Below are 18,995 nucleotides of genomic sequence, written 5' to 3'. Positions count from 1 at the left end.
ATCGTTTCACTCCTTCAAAATTTCATCCGTATACGTAGGTTTCCACGACAGCCCATTCATTAAACAAAGAAATGTGTTTTTCATAAAAAGCGACCTTCTGGCTGATGCTATAGAAAACAGGTTCAATGAAGGGAGAAATTGAACATGCATCATGAAACGATGTTCCATTTGAGTTCACTAGTCATTGCGGCAGTTGTTGTAGGCATTATCGTATGGTCTGTCATATCTGTGCAGAAAAATCGCAAGAAATACTAAAAACACCGCCCAATCAAAGCTGGGCGGCGCCGCGATAGATCATGTATTCATAAAGGAACCGCCATTGACATGAAGTGTCTGTCCTGTCATATAAGACGATTCGTCAGAAGCCAGCAGGACAAAGCAGCCGACATGCTCTACAGGCTGTCCTGGTCTTCCCATTGGGGTTTCTGCGCCGAAGCTTTCCACACTATCTTCATCAAATGTAGACGGAATGAGCGGCGTCCAAATTGGACCTGGCGCTACACCGTTCACCCGAATCCCATCTTTCACAAGCGATTGTGCCATAGAACGCGTAAAGCCGTTGATGGCTCCTTTTGTCGCCGTATAATCAATCAGCACTGGGTTACCCCGATATGGGTTAATTGATGTTGTATTAATGATGGAGCTTCCCGGTTTTAAATAATCCAGTGCCTTTTTCGTAAAATAGAAATAGGAATAGAAGTTGGTTCTAAAGGTTTGGTGAAGCTGTTCACTCGAAATATCTTGAATACGTTCTTGCGGATGCTGTTCAGCCGCATTATTCACTAAAATGTCTAATTGACCAAAGGCTTCAACTGTTTTTTCTACTGCTTTCTCACAAAAGGCTTCGTCACCGACATCTCCTGCAATCGTTAAGCATTTAACGCCTTCCTGTTCTACACGTTTTTGCGTATCCTCTGCATCCTCATGTTCATTTAAATACACAATGGCAACATGTGCACCTTCCTTTGCATAGGCAACAGATACTGCCCGTCCAATTCCACTATCTCCACCTGTAATCAGTGCCACTTTTCCTTTTAGCTTGCCAGAACCTTGATATGATTCATCCTCAAAGATCGGCGCTGGATTCATTTCCTTTTCACTGCCTGGCTGCTGATCCTGCGTTTGGCGCGGAATGCCATTTGTTAAATATTCACGTAAATCCATGTGTAAGCTCCTCCTTGATTTGTTGATGTATCCTTTCATTACCACCTCATTTTTTCACTCAAACATCATGAAGCTGTACTGATGTGTTCCCGAAAATCAGCATGTTTGAAGAGGGGAAAAATCGGTTACATGATCATCAAAAAGGAGCGTTCTCACATGCTGTCTATTTCGAAAACCTTTAGCAGACCAAAAGGCTGGCTCGGAAGCATTGCTGGACTCATTATGGCAAATGAAAATAAAGCATTGAATCAGTGGGCCATCCGCCACTTAGATTTGATAGATGGTGAAAACATTTTAGAAATTGGCTATGGACCCGGCTACAGTATTAAACATATGCTCAAGCATTATCAAGATCTTCATATTGATGGGCTTGATGCTTCTTCCACCATGCAGGAGCAAGCACAGTCACGCGTCAGCAAACGGGCAAAAGACAAACAGGTTCGGCTGTATGTCGGAAAAATCGAGAAAACACGTCTTCCCGGAGAGCAGTATGACAAAGTGCTGTCTGTTAACAATTTTACGATTTGGGATGATCCAAAAACGGGCTTACTCAATCTTTATCACACCTTGAAACCTGGCGGATCACTCGTTATTGTGATGCAGCCAAGAGAAAAAGGAGCTGATGCCAATCGGACAAAAGAGATAGGTGAAAACATATTAAACGACTTGCAGTTTGCCGGGTTTGACCAATTTTCTATTGAGTATGAAGAAATTCGTCCTACCCTTGCCGTCTGTGTCACAGCAAAAAAGCCGAGAAGCGACTAATCTCTCGGCCTTTTTCTTACCACTTTGCCTCTTTGACAAATTGATAGAAAAGCTGATGTAATTTCTGTTCAATATCTTCCTTTGTTCCTTGTCCATAAAGCGCCATGCTTTCTTCACTTTCAATGATGGATGAACTGATCAGACTAAACATTTCTGACCCTTCCTTGCCAAGCTCTTGCGGCGCAAGCATCATGAGCATTCGTGACATCTGCTGCTGCCCGCCATCCATGCTTTTAACCTCATATGCCTGATCAAGATCATAAATATGAAAGATTGGTTCCTTGATGAATGCATGCTTTAAATGATAAAGAGCAAACTCAGTGCCAGGTATGCCTAAGCCGCCTTGCTGTTCACGTTCCAAAAGGCCGCCCGCTACATCATCCGCATGTATGATAAACCCTTCCTCTTCAAGCTGACGAAGCAGCTGCCTGATGGTTTCATCATGCTGCGGCATCGTCTTTCTTTTTTCGATGGTAAAATGCGACAGGATGCTGCGAATCACAAACATATAATTCGCCACCTGCTCTGCAACCGCCATCATATCAACGGTTTCTTGCACCAATTCTTTAGGAGATTCTTTTGTTCTTTTTTTCTCGATGATATAAGGAATCTTCCGTTTAATATGAGCCTTCACACGCATGGCATCATCCTCGTTTAAAAGGGGGCTGACCATAATGTAATCGATATGCTCATATGGGATTGGAACGGTCGAGACAATCATGTCATAGCTCGATGCATCGATTTCCTTTAGCTCCATCAAGGAGGATAGATCGAATTTGGCGATCTCCGGCAATTCTTTTTTCAACCGGGAGGCGAGCATTTTCGAGGAACCAATCCCGCTTGAGCAAACAACGAGCGCATGAATTTTTGTTTCTTCTTTTTTGATTTCAAGCACTGAGCCAAAGTGAAGCACAAGAAAGGCAATTTCATCCTCTGGAAATTCAATCTCTGGAAAGAAACGCTCGACTCCTTCTTCAATCGCCATAAACAGCAAAAAGTAGTCTTTTTTTATTTGTTGTGTGAGCGGATTATAGATTCTCATCTTTTCCTTTAGACGGTTCATGGCAGGCTCAAGATGAGACACGAGCCCCTCATACAATGAATCATTTTCATTGAGATGATAGCCAGTTTTATTTGAAATAAAATCAATGAGCTTTTTCGTTCTCAGCGCTATATCCAGCTCAATTTCATCAATACGGTATTCTGCCCCAAAGCTGCGATTTGCACTGCGAAGATGGATGGTCATATATCCGACCTCCGCTTCAGGAATCTCCACATTAAACATGCGTTCAAGCGCTCTTGCCATTCGAAGTGATGATTCAAATTCCTTCGTCCTCTTTAATTCCAGCAGCTCTTCCTCTTCCATTCGAATGGTTTCCCCAAGCTGAATACGTTCGATAGCATAGGTTAAGTGAACAACAAGTGCAATATAGGCACTATCAGATAATGAGAGTGACAGTCGATCTTTCAAATGAAAGAGCAGCCTTTCTACCTTTAGCAGCTGTCCTCTGCTGACAACGCCAAACACCTTTTCCGTTGCTTTCGTTCGATGTTTGATATTCATTTCAATCGTTTCTAAAAATAATTGAATGTCGAGCCGGTCAACAATGAGATTGCCGACAATTTTTCGTTTTGCTTCCTCCGGCCCTTTTAATTCAATGCCGTACCCGCGCTTGCGGATAAGCTCCAAACCGTATGGAGCAATCCACTCCGTCAGTTCATCTAAATCATAGCTGATCGTCGCATTTGTGACCTGCAAATCAGCTGCGAGTGTGTATAATTTCACCGGTTCCTTCGCTTCAAGCAGCGCACATAGGATTAAGAGCTTTCGTTCATCTGAGCTATATTCGATTTGATCCTCATTTGACATATGAGCAAGAAGCCGCTGTTTATTCTCCTGTTCACCGACTGCTTTCAAGCCTTTCCCCGGCTGTTTATCTAATGAAAGGTGATAATCTTTCAAAATTGGTTTAATAGATTTTAGTTCTCTATGGATCGTTCTAGTACTTACCTGAACAGAATCGGCTATCTCACGAATGGTGACATAACGATTTTGCTGAATGATGTATTTAATGACTTTCTGTTCTCGTGCCGTTATGTACATGAAATGCCTCCTTCTGTATAAATAGGTCTATTGTCACACCTTAATATAAAACGCTTTCAACGAGCGATGCAATCTTAAGTTGATCTGAATTTGGCACAGCGGCTGTGACAAAATATAAACAAGGGATCATCAGACACTTCTCCAAAATGACGGTCCATAATCCTTTTGATGAAATTGAACCTTTTGTTCTTGAAAAGGCAGTGAACCCCCAGCTTTTAAAGAATAAGTCGGATTGTATACGGGAGAGCCAAAGCAATAATCGATTGTGCCTTCTTCTGGACGGAACATGACGGTTCGCATCGTTCCAAACAGCTCCTCATAATTGTGCACAGTCAGACCATCAGGATATTCTGTCTGGAACAGTTTCAAAAGAGAATCACTTGATCGTTGCTCTTTTAAAGCTTCCATTAACATATCGTATCTGACAACAGAATGATGTTTGGTCATCCCTTTTGCTGTTTGATCAGCTACCGGATGATTCGTTGCAGCAATATAACCTCTCTCCGGTCTTCTCACCCTTTTTTGACCATCAATGATTTCAATCACAGCCGCCTCTCCTTTTCGATCCGCAAGCATGATATGAACATTTGAGGCAACGGGCATTTCCTCGATAGAGCGAATGGCTTCCTCGACCGTTGGACAGGATTCCAGAACAGAGCGAATCACATGATACACCTGCAAACCGGCGACGGCTGGAGGCTTTAAACCGGGTTCATTGCCAACCGGCGGACCGCAAGCAGAGAAAGTCACAGCAAGACCATGCTCATTCATTCCATCAGATCTGCCAAATAACAGCAGCGACGAGCCTGTATGATATGCCGAGCCTTTCACATGTGTCGTCACAAGACGCATATCATCAAAAATCGGGGAGAAATCATAGTTACGCAGCATGACCGTTTGTTGACCTGCCGCCATATTCCCCTGCCTCACACAGTGGGAACAGCCTGGCTGAAGATGAGATGAATAGAAAAAGGTCAAATAACGCTCATCTAATTTCATTTCATCACAAAACCCAGCAATCTCTTCATCAAATTGAGGAAGAAAGGGACGGATCAGCTGCTTCGTTTCTTTCACAGCCTGTTGTGTTACCGGTTCTGTTCGAATATATTGTGTCTTTAGCAGCGGGTTCTCCTTAAGCCAGACAGCCTGCTGTTTTCCTACTTCATAAGCCGTTCCTGTCATCTTTTGAAAAAACGCACTGATTTCCTCCATGCCTGCACACCTCTTTCGCCTTCGTTTCTTTTATCATATCGAAACCGTCATTTATTGAAAAGGATGAAAAAAACTGCAATCCCACGGATTACAGCTGTTTACAGTATTCCTTAAACAATGCTTCTGCCATCGCTTCATACCCCTTAGGGTTTGGGTGAAATTGATCAATCGATAAGTAGGCTCTTTCATGTCCTTCAAACGCCCGGTACACATCCACAACTTCTACATGCGGATTCGCAGCAAGCAAACGAAGCTGTTGATTATATTGCTGAAGCCAACGCCCGGCTATTGGTATTTGTGGAAATGGATTATATAAATTCATGAAATACACGTAGCAGGGCTGATGCTGCCCTCTTTTAATCTGAGCGATTTCTTGAATCATCTTGCTAAAATTCGCCTGGCAATGCGTGACCGCTTGCAGCAGTTTCTTTTCATCTTCACCTTCTTCATACTGCTGAACAGCTTGAACAAGGTCATTCCCGCAGCCTGTGATGGTGATGATGTCTGCTGCTGCAATCGCACGTCTCACCTCTGACCGTTTGAAGAGCTGTAAAATCTGATCAGTCGTTAACCCTGATTTTGCAAATACGGACAGCTCGACCGGTGCATACGTCTTTTTTTCAAGCATCCACCAAAACCGCTGAACAAATCCTCCGCCAAATAAACGTGCCCCCACCCCAACTGTTAAGGAATCTCCAATCGCAACATAGGATCGTCCCACTCTTATCCCTCACTCTCTCCTGCCCTCTCTTATATATACGAAACCGGAGAACAGATGCTTGTAGCAGATGACTTAGGGGCATCCATCTTTTTTTGAGATGCAGCGCCTTTACAAACTCTTTACTTGCGATATCGAACGATTTTTTGTTCAATAAGAGTAGGATTTTTACGCTGAAAACTGCATGTTTACTCGTTCCAGAAAAATTTACAAACTTTTTATCTTGATTTCGAGACTTTATACCTTGACTTCAAACTACATTGTGATTACAATGAAAATATCAGTTTTCATGTAACTGTGATTGTTACATCTTTTTCATAGCATTCCAATATGATTAAAGATGCCACATATTCAGTGTACCTTTGGGATACACTAAAAAAATAACCGAAACAGAAAGGGTTGAATGAACATGGCAAAAGTTTTATACATCACTGCACATCCGCATGATGAAACAGTTTCTTACAGTATGGCTACTGCTAAGGCATTTATCGAATCTTATAAGGAAGCAAATCCAAGTGACGAGGTTGTACATATCGATTTGTACAAAGAAAACATCCCTCACATTGATGCAGATGTATTCGCTGGCTGGGGCAAACTTCAATCTGGCGCTGGTTTCGATACACTTTCAGCTGAAGAGCAAGCGAAAGTTGCTCGTCTAAACGAATTAAGTGATCAATTCGTTTCTGCTGACAAATATGTATTTGTTTCACCACTTTGGAACTTCTCATTCCCACCAGTTCTTAAAGCATACATCGACTCTGTTGCTGTAGCTGGTAAAACATTCAAATACACTGAGCAAGGTCCTGTTGGATTATTAACAGACAAAAAAGCTCTTCACATCCAAGCACGTGGCGGATACTACTCTGAAGGCCCTGCTGCTGAACTTGAAGCAGGTCACCGTTACCTTGGTACAATCGCTAACTTCTTCGGAATTCCTTCTTTCGAAGGTCTTATCGTTGAAGGCCACAATGCTGAGCCTGCGAAAGCAGAGCAAATTAAAGCAGATGCAATCGAACGTGCGAAAGCTTTAGGAAAAACTTTCTAATCAACTGCACGCAAAAAGCCAATGATCTTTACGGTCATTGGCTTTTTATTTGTTCAGATGAAAATCCTAATTCTCTCGAAATATCACTGGCGGCTTTTTTCACCTGTTTAATTAAGTAAGGTAAGCGTTCTTTTTGATATCCTGCTTCAAATCCTGCAATGCTAATACCTGCTGCCACTTCCCCTAGATGATTGAAAATAGGAGCTCCAATCGCAGCTGTATAGTTTTCAAGCTCAGAATAGCTTAGCGTATATCCCCGCGCATTTGATTCTTCCAGCATGTTTCTTAGAACCTCTTTATCTGTGATGGTCCCAATTCCGATCTTCCCCAGCTCAATTGAGTCAATATAGGCAAGTCTCTCGCTCTCTGGCAAAAAGGAGAGAATACTTCTCGCACAGGCACCCGCATATAGGGGAGACCGTCTGCCGACGGCGGTGTAGAGACGAACAGGCTGCGTGCCTTCAATCTTTTCCACATAAATGGCTTCGTCGCCCTCACGAACAATGAGCTGTACAGCTTCTCCTACTTCATCCCGCAAGCTTTCCATAAATGGTCTTGCAATCCTTCGAATATCAAGGCGGTCCGCCACAAGCTGACCGTATTCAAGGAACATCAAGCCTAATCGATAAACTCCTGTTTCTTGCTTTTCTAACAGCCCCATATCAGCTAAAGAGGTCGCCATGCGATGGACAGATGTTTTCGGCATACCGGAAAGCTCGATCATTTCATTTAAGGTTAATTGATCGTGAGTGATAAACAGCCGCAAAATCTCCATTGATTTCACAACCGTTTTATTTGTGTTTTGCATCTTCTTCACCTTTTCTAAACGAGAATGCTTCCAGCTTGATTCTTGCAGCCAGCTCCCTCAGTTCCGCTTCTTGCTTAAATAACGCCTGCTCTGCCTCCCGATGATCTATTTGTTCAAAATACAGCTTTGCCCCAGGCATCGCCTGTGCAATAAGCGGCAAATCAACAGTCGCTACTTCTCCTATACGCGGGTATCCGCCTGTCGTCTGCCGATCTGCCAGCAGAATAATCGGCTGGCCATCGGGTGGAATTTGAATAGATCCAAAGGCGACAGCTTCTGAGATCAATTCCAGCTTTTCTTTTAAATGAACCGGCTCTCCCTTTAGCCGGCAGCCCATGCGATCTGATTGGGGTGTGACCTGATAAGGCTGCTCAAAAAACGCGGTTTGAGATGTTTCTTGAAAATGAGAAAGATGCCTGCCTGCCAGCACACGAATCACTGGTGATTTCCGCAGCGGTAAAAAATGATCATGACTCACTGTCCAATCGGGTGCGCCGTATCCCGCCTGTTTCACTTTATTTTTCAGCCTATCAAACAAATGATCCGCTACGAGAGACGGCTCTCCAACAGGCAGAGCGTCACCTTTTTCAAGCGGTCGTCCTTTCAGTCCACCGATCCCTGCTCTGACATAGGTGCTTTTGCTCTGCATGACTGGTTGCACATCAAATCCACCTGCTACAGCAAAATAGACGCGGCAGCCTCTCTTACAAAGACCAAAGGTGATCGTGCTTCCTGAGCGGACAAAGAGCGGCTTCCATAATGGTGCCCGCTCTCCATCAATATCAATCTCTACATCAGCACCAGTGACTGCAATGAGCTGATCCCTCTCACATGTGAGCACAGGCCCCGGCCCCATCAACGTCACTTCCAGCACGGCTTCGTTTTCTTGGTTGCCAGTGAGAATGTTGGCGATTCTAAGTGAGAGCGGGTCCATGCCGCCGCTCGTTAAGACACCATACTTTTGATAGCCTTGCCGCCCTTTATCTTGAATGGTTGTGTAGATCCCTGGCTTGATGACATGAATACTCAACGTTCTGCCTCCTTCATGCTGAAAAATTCCTTTTCAGACATTTGGACAAATCTGACCTCGTCCCCTGCTTTCAATAGACTCGGAATTTCCTCGTCTGGGCGAAAAAGCGGCAGCGGGGTTTGTCCAATGAGCTGCCAGCCCCCCGGTGTGGAAATTGGATAAACGCCTGTCTGCTTTCCTGCAATACCAACAGAGCCTTTTGGAATGGACATCCTTGGTGTTTCTCTGCGTGGTGCTGCGATCTTTTCAGACAGCCCGCCTAAAAACGGAAACCCTGGGGCAAATCCAATCATATAGACAAGGTACGTGCCGGCAGTGTGAATACGCACGACTTCTTCTGGCGTTAAACCATTGATACGGGCAACCTCTTCTAAATCAGGGCCCAGCGCTCCTCCGTAACAGACTGGAATGTCAACGATGCGGCGCTTTACCTGAACTCCCTCCTGCCATTTGTCTTCAAGAAGTTGTTCAATATAGCCTTTGACCCATTCATACGGAGACAGGTCTTGTGTTTGTAGCTGGGCCGATTGATGTACGGTATAAGGCTCGTAAAAAACAGTCACGTTTGTAAAGGCTTGAACTGCTTCTACATACCCTTCAAATGGGTGCTGTTCAATACATGCAAACAGCTGCTCAACACGTGCATGAATCTCCTCACGTATGTCAGCTCCTGCTTGGATGACGATCGCTGCATCTCCCAGCGGGTGATAGGTGATGGAATCTTTTATCGTTGAAAAAGCCACTTGAGGACACCTCTCTTTCTACAATACACCTAGCTTTTGATCTCTTCGATCTGTGATGAACATATGCCCGGGTGCATGAGTGATCGCAATGTCGGGTTTTGTATGCATGACAATGGCTTGCGGCGTCACACCACATGCCCAAAACACCGGGACTTCTCCTTCTTTGATCACAGATGGCTCTCCAAAGTCAGGCTGATTCACATCGGAAATACCAATCACCGCTGGGTCCCCTATATGGATCGGTCCGCCATGGACTGATGGAAATCGAGATGTCACTTGAACACTTCTTGTGACTTGATGCGCCGGAATGGGTCTCATGCTGACCACCATCGGGCCATGAAAGACTCCTGCTTTTTCACAAGCTATATTCGTTTGATACATGGGAACGTTATGACCGTCTTCAATATGGCGGACAGGAATGTCATTCAGCATAAGCGCGTGCTCAAACGTAAAACTGCATCCAATGAGAAAGGCAACCATATCATCCTCCCAATAAGCAGAGATATCTGTCACCTCTTCTTCAAGAATCCCTTTTCGGTAAATACGGTACTTAGGAAAGTCCGTACGAATATCCGCTTGAGGCGCCGACCGTCTTGGTACTGGATCACCTGGGTCCAGTACATCAAGCAAGGGACATGCAGCCGGATTCCGCTGGCAAAATAAAAGAAAATCAAAGGCAAGTTCCTTTTTGACAATCATTAAATTGGCTTGAGCAAACCCTTCTGCAAAGCCAGCCGTTGGTCCTGTAATCTTTTTTTCGCGAATCAATTCTCTCATCTGTGATGGTTCATATGTTTGATAAGTATTCATCTGAATCAGCTCCATAGTTTCGGGATTTCATTAATGATGGTATAGCCGCCCATCATCGCCATAATGACCACAACAAATGCACCAGTCACTGTCAAAAAGAATGGATGACGATAATCTCCGACAATGTCTTTCTTATACGCCGCAACGAGTAATGTGCCAAGGGCGAGCGGCAAAATCAACGCATTGATCGCTCCAACTAATATCAAGATGTTCACTGGTCTTCCGATCGTAATAAAACAAATGGTCGAGAGGGCAATAAAGCCAATGATGATACCACGCTGGTTTTGTTCAATTTTTGGTGAGAAGGTTTTGAAGAAGGAAACAGATGTATATGCTGCTCCAATGACGGATGTAATCGCCGCAGCCCACATAATAATCCCAAACATTTTATATCCGATATTTCCTGAAGCTAATTGAAAAACAGAGGCAGGCGGGTTGGATGGATCTATCTGCAAGCCTTTTGCGACAACTCCTAATGTGGCAAGAAAAAGTGCTACACGCATGACAGATGTAATTAAGACACCGAAAATAGAGCTTTTCGTCACTTGCGGCAGTGCTTCCTTCCCCTTAATACCTGCATCCAGCAAGCGATGCCCGCCAGCAAAGACGATATAGCCGCCTACCGTTCCGCCCACAAGTGTCACAATGGATAAAATATCAATCGTCTCTGGGACAAATGTTCTCACGGCTGCTTCTCCAACTGGCGGAGCTGTTGAAATCGCCACATACAGCATCAGGCCAATCATCACAAAGCCTGCTACTTGTGTGAAACGGTCCATCGCTTTCCCAGCCTCTTTGATCACAAAGATGAGAATGGCAATCACAGCGCTGATCCCTGCGCCAATTCGCGGATCGACGCCGAAAATCACCTGAAAACCGAGACCAGCCCCTGCGATATTTCCGATGTTAAAGGCAAGTCCTCCAATGACAATCAAAAAGGCCAGCACATACCCGAGACCCGGGAGTACCATATTTGCAATATCCTGACCTCGTTTTTCTGAGACGGCAATGATGCGCCATACATTTGTTTGTGCAAAAATATCTAATAAAATTGAGATCAAAATGACAAACCCAAAGCTAGCCGCAAGCTGCTGTGTGAAGACGGTCGTTTGTGTTAAAAATCCCGGTCCAATCGCGGACGTCGCCATTAAAAAGGCAGCGCCCATCAGCATAGACCGATTCCCCTTTGGTGCCTTCATGTGTTTGACCTTCTCTGTTTTCATGCTGTTTCCCCCTTTGATGACGATTTTTATTGAAAGGCCTTGAGATGAATACCGGCTTCTTTTAGCTTCGCTGTAATGGTTTTCGCAAATTGAAGCGCATGGCTGCCGTCTCCGTGAATGCAGACCGTATCTGCTTTGAGCTCGATATCTTCTCCTTGAACTGTACGAACCTTGCCTTCTCGCACCATACGAACAACCTGCTGGACGGCCCGTTCATCCTCTTCAATGAGTGCATGTGGTTCGCGGCGGGATGTCAGCGTCCCGTCTGTTTGATACGTCCGATCAGAAAACACTTCATGTGCCACTTGAAGACCTATTCGTTCACCTGCTAATGCAAGTTCACTGCCTGACAGACCAAATAACACAAGGTTTGGGTCCACATCATACACAGCTTTCGCAATCGATTCAGATAATTCAGTATTTTTAGCCGCCATGTTGTAGAGGGCGCCGTGTGGTTTGACATGCTGCATCGTACCGCCTTCGGCCTTGAGAAAGGCTGATAGAGCACCAATTTGATAGATGACAAGATCATAGGCTTCCTCTGCGGAGATAGCCATTGGACGTCTGCCAAAGCCGGCCAAATCTTGCAATCCAGGATGTGCACCAATTTTGACCCCTTTACCCAGTGCCATTCTGACCGTCTTTCTCATAACCGTTGGATCTCCTGCATGAAAACCGCAAGCAATGTTAGCTGAGGTGACATATTCTAAGATTTGTTCGTCTGCACCGATTGTGTATTGACCAAAGCTTTCTCCCAAATCACAGTTGATATCCACTTGATACATAGAACCCCTCCTTGTTGTTCCGAAATACGGAATATAAAGTCCGAATATTCGAATTTATATTGATTATACCAACTTTGGATAGACTGCACATGAAATTGTGAGAAAACATAACAATCGAACTAGGAGAAAACAAAAAAGCGAGAGGCAAAATCCTCTCACTTTTTCCGTAATGATATACACCTTATTTAGACAGCACCCAATGCTGGATGGCTTTTGCCACGCCGTGTTCTGTGTTAGGAGCCGTAATCCAATCAGCGGCCTCTTTCACCACTTCCTGCGCATTTCCCATCGCAATGCCTAATCCGGCTTCTTGAATCATGGCCATATCATTGAGGCTGTCGCCAAGTGACATGACGTTGTCCATCGTACAGCCAATGCGTTCTGCTACTTTTGCAAGAGCTGCCGCTTTGTTAATGCCGGCTGCATTCACTTCGATATTCGTTGGACTTGAGTTTGTGATCTCTAGGTGCTTATTTGTTTTCAATGTATTGAGTACTTCCTCACGAACGTCATCATCATGAATATCAAAGCCAAATTTCAGCCATTCATGGTCATGAATTCGTTCAGGGAATTCACCTCTCCACACCTTCTCCACAGTCGAAGCCCAGTAATCGGTTTCGTACCTATTTTTTAAATCCCACATCATTTGGACGTGATCAGGATGCAGCAGATCCCGTTCGATCAGCTGGAAGTTTGAATCCCAGATTTCACTTCCGTTTGCAGTCACAAGGTAAGACGATAACTTGAGCGGCTCAACCAGCTCTCGGCATGTCATCAGTGTCCGCCCTGTGCTAATGACCACATGGACCCCTTTTGCTTCAGCCTCTTTAATGGCTTGTTTATTTTCCTCTGGAATGATGTGCTCACTGTTTAACAGCGTGCCATCCATATCAATGGCAATCAATCGGATGTCTTTCTTATGAGCTTGTGTTGACAAATTGAGTACCCCACTTTGTATCGATTTTTGAAACTATCTTTATTTTAATATAAAGAGGAAGCTGGCACAAAGGGGCGAGTTTGATCCCATAGAAAAAAGACCTTGTGACAGGTCTTTTTCACATGTGCTTAGCGTTCACACGCAATGCCGTCTTTATCGCGGTCAAGGTGCTTATTTTTTTGATAAAGTGCTTTTGATACATAAGGCTTGTACTTTGTTTTTCCGCCTTTGTTTTTCGTGTTTTTGCTTTTTGCTACGCCGCCTTTATATACTTTGTTCAGCGCTTTGCAGTTTTTGTACTTTACTGTCTTTGCATCTGCTGTGTGGGTGTCGACTTGTGTAAAGCTTAGTAAAAGACCTAAAGACAAAACAGCCACCATGATTTTTTTCAACATGTAAAATCCCCCTATTTTTTCTAATTTTACATTTTTATCATATGTCACCACTTTTTGTTTTTCAAGACTATTGAGCTAATTATTTTGATTTTTTTGGTATGAAATACACCTTATATCCTATATGGTACAATGAGTGGGAAACCTTTCCGTTTTTGACACATATATGAAGAAAGGAGTTTTTCACATGAAAATGAAATATACCATTTTATATGTAAACGATGTGGAGGCGAGTATTCATTTCTATCAGCATGTACTTGGTTTCCCAATAAAATTGAGGGTTGAATCCTATGTTGAGTTTGACACTGGAGACGTGACGTTATCAATTAATTCACGCCAGGATGTCAAAGAAGCACTCGGACTGCCTGTCCCTGGAGCAAATCAAGCGTCTCACACGTTTGAAATTGGCTTTGTTGTGGATGATGTGGAGCAAACGATTGCATCAATGAAGGAAAAAGGGGTTTCGATCATCAAAGAACCTGCAAAAAAACCATGGGGTCAAACAGTCGCTTATGTGTCTGATCCTGATGGTCATTTCATTGAAATATGTGATGCGGTCTCCTAATTGTCTTTGAAGGGAGTGAACCAGAATGAGAAAAAAACATGCTTTTTTCGCCGGTGTTTGCTCAATGATTGTGATTTGCAGCGCCGCTATCCTGTTGCAGCACCTTGAATGGATTGGGTTTGTCAGTGGCGGCATCTCAATTATTGGGGTCGTGATGTCTGGGGTGCTAATGGGTGCTTGGACAAGTGGAGAAGAGACACGAACAGCCTATCATTCTGAAACAAAAGAACACCGCATGTGGCGTCTTGATACGGCTTTTCTTGTGATCATTTTTGCACTTCCACACATGGCTGCGTCAGTCTTTTATGTTTTGATGTAAACACTTGTTAAAAGGAGTTCGCAATATGGCTGTTTTTATTCTATTCATTGTATTTGGCTTTCCTATTCTCTCTGTGCTGATTGGCATTTTGGGCACGATCTTTTTAAAGAATGTTTGGGTGCCTACTTTGATTGTGCTGTTAGCGAGCATGATCTTCATGTTCACTTATATTGACGGGAATGAATCCTTTCTCATTTGGGTCATCGTCTATACCGTCTTTACATTCTTTGCTGGATGGATTACAAGGCGGCTCAAGTAAAAAAGAACAGTTTCCACTGTTCTTTTTTTGAATCATATATCCGCACACCATAGTTCAATTTCAATTTTCAGCTCCGGCCATCCTAAAGCTGATACATAAGCAACCGTCATTGATGGGTAAGCTGTTTTAAAGATCGTATCCCACTGAGGATATAGATGGTCCCAGTCTATCACTTTAGGAGCTCTATTTTTCATTTCATTTAAGTGCTAATTTACACTAAAATACTCTTATATTGAAGCATCTTATTGATTTAAACAAAATATTAAGTAATAGCCCATAAGGGATAGCTTCATACCTAAACTACAGGTAAAATACCAGTCATACACTAACCGTTTTTGTTACCTTTATTTTTTTGAGGCCGAAAAAGGGTCTCATCGTTTTCTAGCTTAGAATCAATAAACTCCACAATACGTTGAAGATCGTGTATTTGATTCATCACTTTTTCTTTATATTCTAAAAGGGTTCTTTTTAATTCGGGAACAGAACTAAGTTTATATTTTACAGGATATTGTAAAATATTTTTCATTTCATTTAATGACATTCCTGTTTTTTTCAGACAAATGATCAGTTCCATTAGCTCTATGTCTTCTTCATCGTATATTCGATGTCCATTTCGTTTTCTTTTTGCATAAGGAAGCAATCCGATTTTTTCATAATAGCGGATCGCATCTTCAGTTAATCCGGTTTTCTTGGAAGCTTGCTTGATAGAATAAGCATTCAAATCATCACCTACTAATTTTGTTTACAGATAGATTAATTAAAATCTAAACGAGAAACTCGTTTTGGTAAATATCAATCAGTTGATTAAGTACTTGTGCCTCATAACCAGAGAATTTGATTGCAGTTTCTTTGCCCTTGTTTACAAAAATCCCGGTAATTTCGTTGTTGATATTGAAAGCAGCTTCATATAAGCGAGATGCCCCTTTGCTTGGAGGAGAAAAAATAAGGTTCCTTATGGGAAGAATATAACTGGGCATTCTTTTTCCTTTGGTCAACTTCGTCCTGTTTGGTCCTGGGCAGACACTGCGAATTTTTATTCCCTCGATCAATAGCTTCGGAGCAATTCCATTCGTCCACAAGGAAAGGGCTAATTTACTGTTCGCATATGGACCTATAATCTTTTTAAATGGAATTGTCTTAGGATCGATTACTGTATTTAAGTCAAATTGCTTCAAAAATAATAAAGAATTGGAAGACGTATTGATGATCGTTTTCTCCTGCCCATGTAGTAACAGTTCTTTAAGTTCCATTGTAACGATATAAGGCACTAATGTATTAACTTCAAAATGAATTTCACGCCCTTGTTTGGAATATTTGTATTCAGCAAAACTGACTCCTGCATTGTTAAAAATCAAGTCAATTTTGGTCTCGCTTTTCTTAATCTGGCTAAGTACGTTTCTAAGGCTGGAGAATTCGGCTAAATCAGCTTTATATACTCTTAATAGCTTCTTTTTAAGAGCATCAATAATTATTGGTTGATCATTTGGAAAATCAGAACGAATTACAGCAATTACTCCCCATCCTTGAGATAGAATCTTTTTCGTCAGTTCCAATCCAATCCCAGAGTTGGCTCCTGTAATCAATACCACTTTATTTTGTTCGTTCATTTTATTCTTCCTTTCTGTGTTTCCGATAGTAAACACAGATTACTACTTGGAGTTAACACCAAGTCAAGGGAAATTTGTTTAATATATTTCCATAAGCGATTTATATTCGTATCCTTAAAAAAAGCTATCCTTTATTATGGATAGCTTTTTGTATTAATGAAAAATAAAACCAAAATTTACACCCAGTCGATTTCTTCTGTTGCCCATATATTGACCTTGATCACATGTTCTTCATTCAATCCTTCTGATTCAAGGATTTTTTAATGTTTTCAAACGTATTCGTTACTTGGCCGTTTAAGCTTGATGGGATCTGCCCATCTATATCTGTGCCTACCTGACCCGATGTCACAAATAATCCCGCACCCTTTGGCACCCTTGTGATATGACTGTAGTGACCAACAGGTTTCGGCATACTTTCTGGGTTTTTTCTCGTGATTTTTTCCATGTGATGTCCCTCACTCACGTTTATTTTTCTGCTAGTTTCTTCGTTTTGTAGACAGACTTCACCAATTTCTATCTATCCTAAAAGAAAACAGCAGTGGAGTATCCATAGCCACAAGGTAAGAACATCAATATCTTCTTTTTCATGACCGGAACACTCCTTTTGTTTGCGTGATCAAGGTTTTGATTAACTTCATCGTACCTGACCAGTGATACATCGTCAAAATGATTTACAAACGATAACGCGCAATGTCCTGATTCAATCGCATGCTAAGCTCATTGAGTCTTTCTGCTGATTTTGCCACATTAGAGATGGCTGTCACTTGTTCGTCTGTGGATGCAGTGATTTCTTCGATCGCCGCAGCATTTTCTTGAGAAATATGGGCTGCGCCCTGCATGGCTTTTGTGATGAGGTCGTTTTGCTCCAGCAGTGTATTCAGCTCTTTTGCCATCGCATTTGTTTCAACGATGGTTTGTGAAATCAATGTAGAGATGGCATTGAATTCATGTTCTGTTGCATGCACCGCTTCATCCAGCTCGGCAAAACGATCCATTGTGCTCGACATGATGCCGGCTGTTGCCGTCGTTTCTTCTTTAATGCCTTGAATCATTTGCTGAATTTGAACGGCTGATTGTTTTGTCTGTTCAGCTAAATTCCGCACTTCACTCGCCACAACTGAGAAGCCTTTGCCATGCTCTCCTGCACGTGCTGCCTCAATACTTGCATTCAGCGCCAGTAAATTCGTCTCATTTGAAATGCTTTCAATCGTATCTGTGATTTGAGAAATATCCTGTACTTTTGTAGTTAACTGCTCGATTCCTGCTCTAATGCCTTGAGATGCCTGAATCGATTGTTCATTCGATTGTTTTAATTGCTGTACGATTTGCTGGCCCTGCTGTGATGATTGACTTGATTGGTCGGAAATCCGTTTAATTTGATCATTCTGTTCTTTGACATTCTCAATAGATTGATTAAACTGGGTCATTTGTTGATTGGCTGCTTCAAGATCAGATGCTTGATGAAGTGTTCCAGTCGAAATGTCTCCGATGGCTCGTCCAATTTCTTCACTGCTGGCTGAGGTTTCTTCAGATATCGCCGATAAATCTGTCGCTGATTCCACAAGCTGACTGCTCGTTTCCTGTAAACCGCTCACCAGTGTTCTAAGCTCTCCTGACATATGGTTAAAGCCTTTTGCCAGCTGGCCGATTTCATCCGTTGTTTCCTTTAAGTTCGTGCGTTCAATATTACCCGCCGCAATTTCCTTTGAAGCAGAAGTGACTTGCTTCAGCAGTCTGACTTTTCCTCGGGCAGCTAAATAAAAGACGCCTAGACTTAGAAGGGCGACACCTGCTGTAATGAGAATAATATAGAGCTTCATTTGCTCTAATTCTTTATAAAATTCGTCCTGGAAGACAGCGATACCTACACTCCAATTCCACGGCGTAAACTGGCTCATATAGGCGAGCTTTTCTTTTTCTTCGCCGGTTGCATCGTCCTTATCCATATAGGTCACATAGTGTGCATCCTCACCTTTCGCATTGGCGCCAGCGACCATTTTTTGGCGATTGGTCGTGTTCTCTGGAATGACGCCGATGTCGTTGACTGGATGGACCTGGGTTGAATAGTCAGAGCCGTATGCGACGAGATAGCCTTTATTTTTATAGATAAAATTTGATTTTTGAGATTGGTATCCTTTCCCGTTATCATTTTTGGGCCCGCTCAAGTAAAGCCGGGCTTGTTCTTGCGCCTGCTCAAGCGTCAGTTCTTTTTTCTCCACACGGTTATTCAACTGTTCAAGTGTGGCCATTGCTCCGCTGACGATGTGCTTTAAATCTGCTTTCCCTGCATCAATTAAGACATGTTTTGCTAACAAATACCCCGTTGTTCCAACAAGTCCGCCCGTTAAAATCGTGATCACGATAATGGCAGACATTAATTGAAAAAAGACACTTCTTGACGCAAACGCTTTCTTTTTCATGTACAAATTCCCCCTTACTTTATATATCGTCAAGCAGGGAAAAGTATTAAAAAAGTCATAGAAAAAAACCCTTTCTCACGTTGGAAAGG

21 protein-coding genes and 1 pseudogene are annotated in these 18,995 nt (G+C 42.9%); 5 read left to right on the top strand and 17 right to left on the bottom strand.

Translation table 11 applies throughout. The features are described 5' to 3' along the window. Window positions 1-294 precede the first annotated feature (294 nt). Window positions 295-1,164 carry an SDR family oxidoreductase gene (locus M1D81_RS02355; protein WP_025093614.1) on the bottom strand — a complete coding sequence of 290 codons (870 nt, stop codon included), beginning with the start codon at window positions 1,162-1,164 and terminating at the stop codon, window positions 295-297. A gap of 156 nt (window positions 1,165-1,320) precedes the next feature. Here M1D81_RS02355 and M1D81_RS02350 point away from each other — a divergent pair, with 156 nt between their 5' ends. After that, window positions 1,321-1,929: a class I SAM-dependent methyltransferase gene (locus M1D81_RS02350; protein WP_456270889.1), complete on the top strand. Its 609-nt coding sequence runs from the start codon at window positions 1,321-1,323 to the stop codon at window positions 1,927-1,929. A 16-nt stretch (window positions 1,930-1,945) separates the two neighbouring features. Here the strand turns inward: M1D81_RS02350 and M1D81_RS02345 are convergent, their stop codons facing one another. The 3 genes from M1D81_RS02345 to M1D81_RS02335 form a co-directional block, all read right to left on the bottom strand. Continuing rightward, the gene (locus M1D81_RS02345; protein ID WP_456265739.1) at window positions 1,946-4,033 is read right to left on the bottom strand and encodes a BglG family transcription antiterminator; all 2,088 of its coding nucleotides are present in this window, start codon (window positions 4,031-4,033) and stop codon (window positions 1,946-1,948) included. A gap of 129 nt (window positions 4,034-4,162) precedes the next feature. After that, complete coding sequence (locus M1D81_RS02340) at window positions 4,163-5,245, bottom strand: C45 family autoproteolytic acyltransferase/hydolase (protein ID WP_456265740.1); 1,083 nt, start codon at window positions 5,243-5,245, stop codon at window positions 4,163-4,165. 88 nt (window positions 5,246-5,333) lie between these two features. Next, window positions 5,334-5,966 carry a GDSL-type esterase/lipase family protein gene (locus M1D81_RS02335; RefSeq protein WP_456265741.1) on the bottom strand — a complete coding sequence of 211 codons (633 nt, stop codon included), beginning with the start codon at window positions 5,964-5,966 and terminating at the stop codon, window positions 5,334-5,336. A gap of 406 nt (window positions 5,967-6,372) precedes the next feature. Here M1D81_RS02335 and M1D81_RS02330 point away from each other — a divergent pair, with 406 nt between their 5' ends. Continuing rightward, a complete protein-coding gene (locus tag M1D81_RS02330; RefSeq protein WP_024425558.1) occupies window positions 6,373-7,008 on the top strand; it encodes an FMN-dependent NADH-azoreductase in 636 nt (211 codons plus the stop codon). A 34-nt stretch (window positions 7,009-7,042) separates the two neighbouring features. Here the strand turns inward: M1D81_RS02330 and M1D81_RS02325 are convergent, their stop codons facing one another. The 8 genes from M1D81_RS02325 to M1D81_RS02290 form a co-directional block, all read right to left on the bottom strand. Then, window positions 7,043-7,816: an IclR family transcriptional regulator gene (locus tag M1D81_RS02325; protein WP_456265742.1), complete on the bottom strand. Its 774-nt coding sequence runs from the start codon at window positions 7,814-7,816 to the stop codon at window positions 7,043-7,045. Continuing rightward, the gene (locus M1D81_RS02320; RefSeq protein WP_456265743.1) at window positions 7,800-8,846 is read right to left on the bottom strand and encodes a 5-oxoprolinase subunit C family protein; all 1,047 of its coding nucleotides are present in this window, start codon (window positions 8,844-8,846) and stop codon (window positions 7,800-7,802) included. Before M1D81_RS02320 ends, M1D81_RS02325 begins: the two co-directional genes overlap by 17 nt. Next, entirely contained in the window at window positions 8,843-9,589 is a 747-nt protein-coding gene (pxpB, locus tag M1D81_RS02315; RefSeq protein ID WP_025093620.1) for a 5-oxoprolinase subunit PxpB, read from the bottom strand. Before pxpB ends, M1D81_RS02320 begins: the two co-directional genes overlap by 4 nt. Window positions 9,590-9,607: 18 nt before the next feature. Beyond that, entirely contained in the window at window positions 9,608-10,399 is a 792-nt protein-coding gene (locus M1D81_RS02310; RefSeq protein ID WP_456265744.1) for a putative hydro-lyase, read from the bottom strand. Window positions 10,400-10,404: 5 nt separating this feature from the next. Beyond that, on the bottom strand, window positions 10,405-11,622 hold the full coding sequence (locus M1D81_RS02305) for an NRAMP family divalent metal transporter (protein ID WP_456265745.1): 1,218 nt from the start codon (window positions 11,620-11,622) through the stop codon (window positions 10,405-10,407). A gap of 26 nt (window positions 11,623-11,648) precedes the next feature. Continuing rightward, entirely contained in the window at window positions 11,649-12,407 is a 759-nt protein-coding gene (locus M1D81_RS02300; RefSeq protein WP_041089118.1) for a LamB/YcsF family protein, read from the bottom strand. A 181-nt stretch (window positions 12,408-12,588) separates the two neighbouring features. Beyond that, the gene (locus M1D81_RS02295; RefSeq protein WP_041089116.1) at window positions 12,589-13,344 is read right to left on the bottom strand and encodes a Cof-type HAD-IIB family hydrolase; all 756 of its coding nucleotides are present in this window, start codon (window positions 13,342-13,344) and stop codon (window positions 12,589-12,591) included. 128 nt (window positions 13,345-13,472) lie between these two features. Beyond that, a complete protein-coding gene (locus M1D81_RS02290) occupies window positions 13,473-13,739 on the bottom strand; it encodes an excalibur calcium-binding domain-containing protein (protein WP_456265746.1) in 267 nt (88 codons plus the stop codon). Between the two features lie 184 nt (window positions 13,740-13,923). Here M1D81_RS02290 and M1D81_RS02285 point away from each other — a divergent pair, with 184 nt between their 5' ends. The 3 genes from M1D81_RS02285 to M1D81_RS02275 are packed head-to-tail and all read left to right on the top strand — an operon-like array spanning window position 13,924 to window position 14,879. After that, window positions 13,924-14,301 (top strand): VOC family protein, encoded by a 378-nt coding sequence (locus M1D81_RS02285; protein ID WP_025093624.1) that lies wholly within the window; start codon window positions 13,924-13,926, stop codon window positions 14,299-14,301. 25 nt (window positions 14,302-14,326) lie between these two features. Then, complete coding sequence (locus M1D81_RS02280; RefSeq protein ID WP_025093625.1) at window positions 14,327-14,620, top strand: DUF5316 family protein; 294 nt, start codon at window positions 14,327-14,329, stop codon at window positions 14,618-14,620. A gap of 25 nt (window positions 14,621-14,645) precedes the next feature. Then, a complete protein-coding gene (locus M1D81_RS02275; protein ID WP_456265747.1) occupies window positions 14,646-14,879 on the top strand; it encodes a DUF2651 family protein in 234 nt (77 codons plus the stop codon). 32 nt (window positions 14,880-14,911) lie between these two features. On the opposite strand, the gene M1D81_RS02270 is transcribed toward M1D81_RS02275, so the two are convergent. From M1D81_RS02270 to M1D81_RS02250, 5 genes and pseudogenes are all read right to left on the bottom strand, one after another. Further along, window positions 14,912-15,052 carry a hypothetical protein gene (locus M1D81_RS02270; protein ID WP_373394002.1) on the bottom strand — a complete coding sequence of 47 codons (141 nt, stop codon included), beginning with the start codon at window positions 15,050-15,052 and terminating at the stop codon, window positions 14,912-14,914. Between the two features lie 152 nt (window positions 15,053-15,204). Continuing rightward, window positions 15,205-15,600 carry a MerR family transcriptional regulator gene (locus M1D81_RS02265; protein ID WP_073203836.1) on the bottom strand — a complete coding sequence of 132 codons (396 nt, stop codon included), beginning with the start codon at window positions 15,598-15,600 and terminating at the stop codon, window positions 15,205-15,207. 43 nt (window positions 15,601-15,643) lie between these two features. Then, on the bottom strand, window positions 15,644-16,486 hold the full coding sequence (locus tag M1D81_RS02260) for an SDR family NAD(P)-dependent oxidoreductase (RefSeq protein ID WP_456265748.1): 843 nt from the start codon (window positions 16,484-16,486) through the stop codon (window positions 15,644-15,646). Window positions 16,487-16,668: 182 nt separating this feature from the next. Beyond that, a pseudogene (locus tag M1D81_RS02255) lies at window positions 16,669-16,931 on the bottom strand (RidA family protein); the annotation flags it as partial. A gap of 226 nt (window positions 16,932-17,157) precedes the next feature. Beyond that, window positions 17,158-18,906, bottom strand: a complete 1,749-nt coding sequence (locus M1D81_RS02250; protein WP_456265749.1) for a methyl-accepting chemotaxis protein — start codon at window positions 18,904-18,906, stop codon at window positions 17,158-17,160. Between the last annotated feature and the right edge of the window lie 89 nt (window positions 18,907-18,995).

The sequence above is a fragment of the Bacillus sp. JZ105 genome (assembly GCF_053903125.1).
Note: the sequence above shows the minus strand (reverse complement) of the source record. Positions and strands in the feature narration are given on the sequence as shown.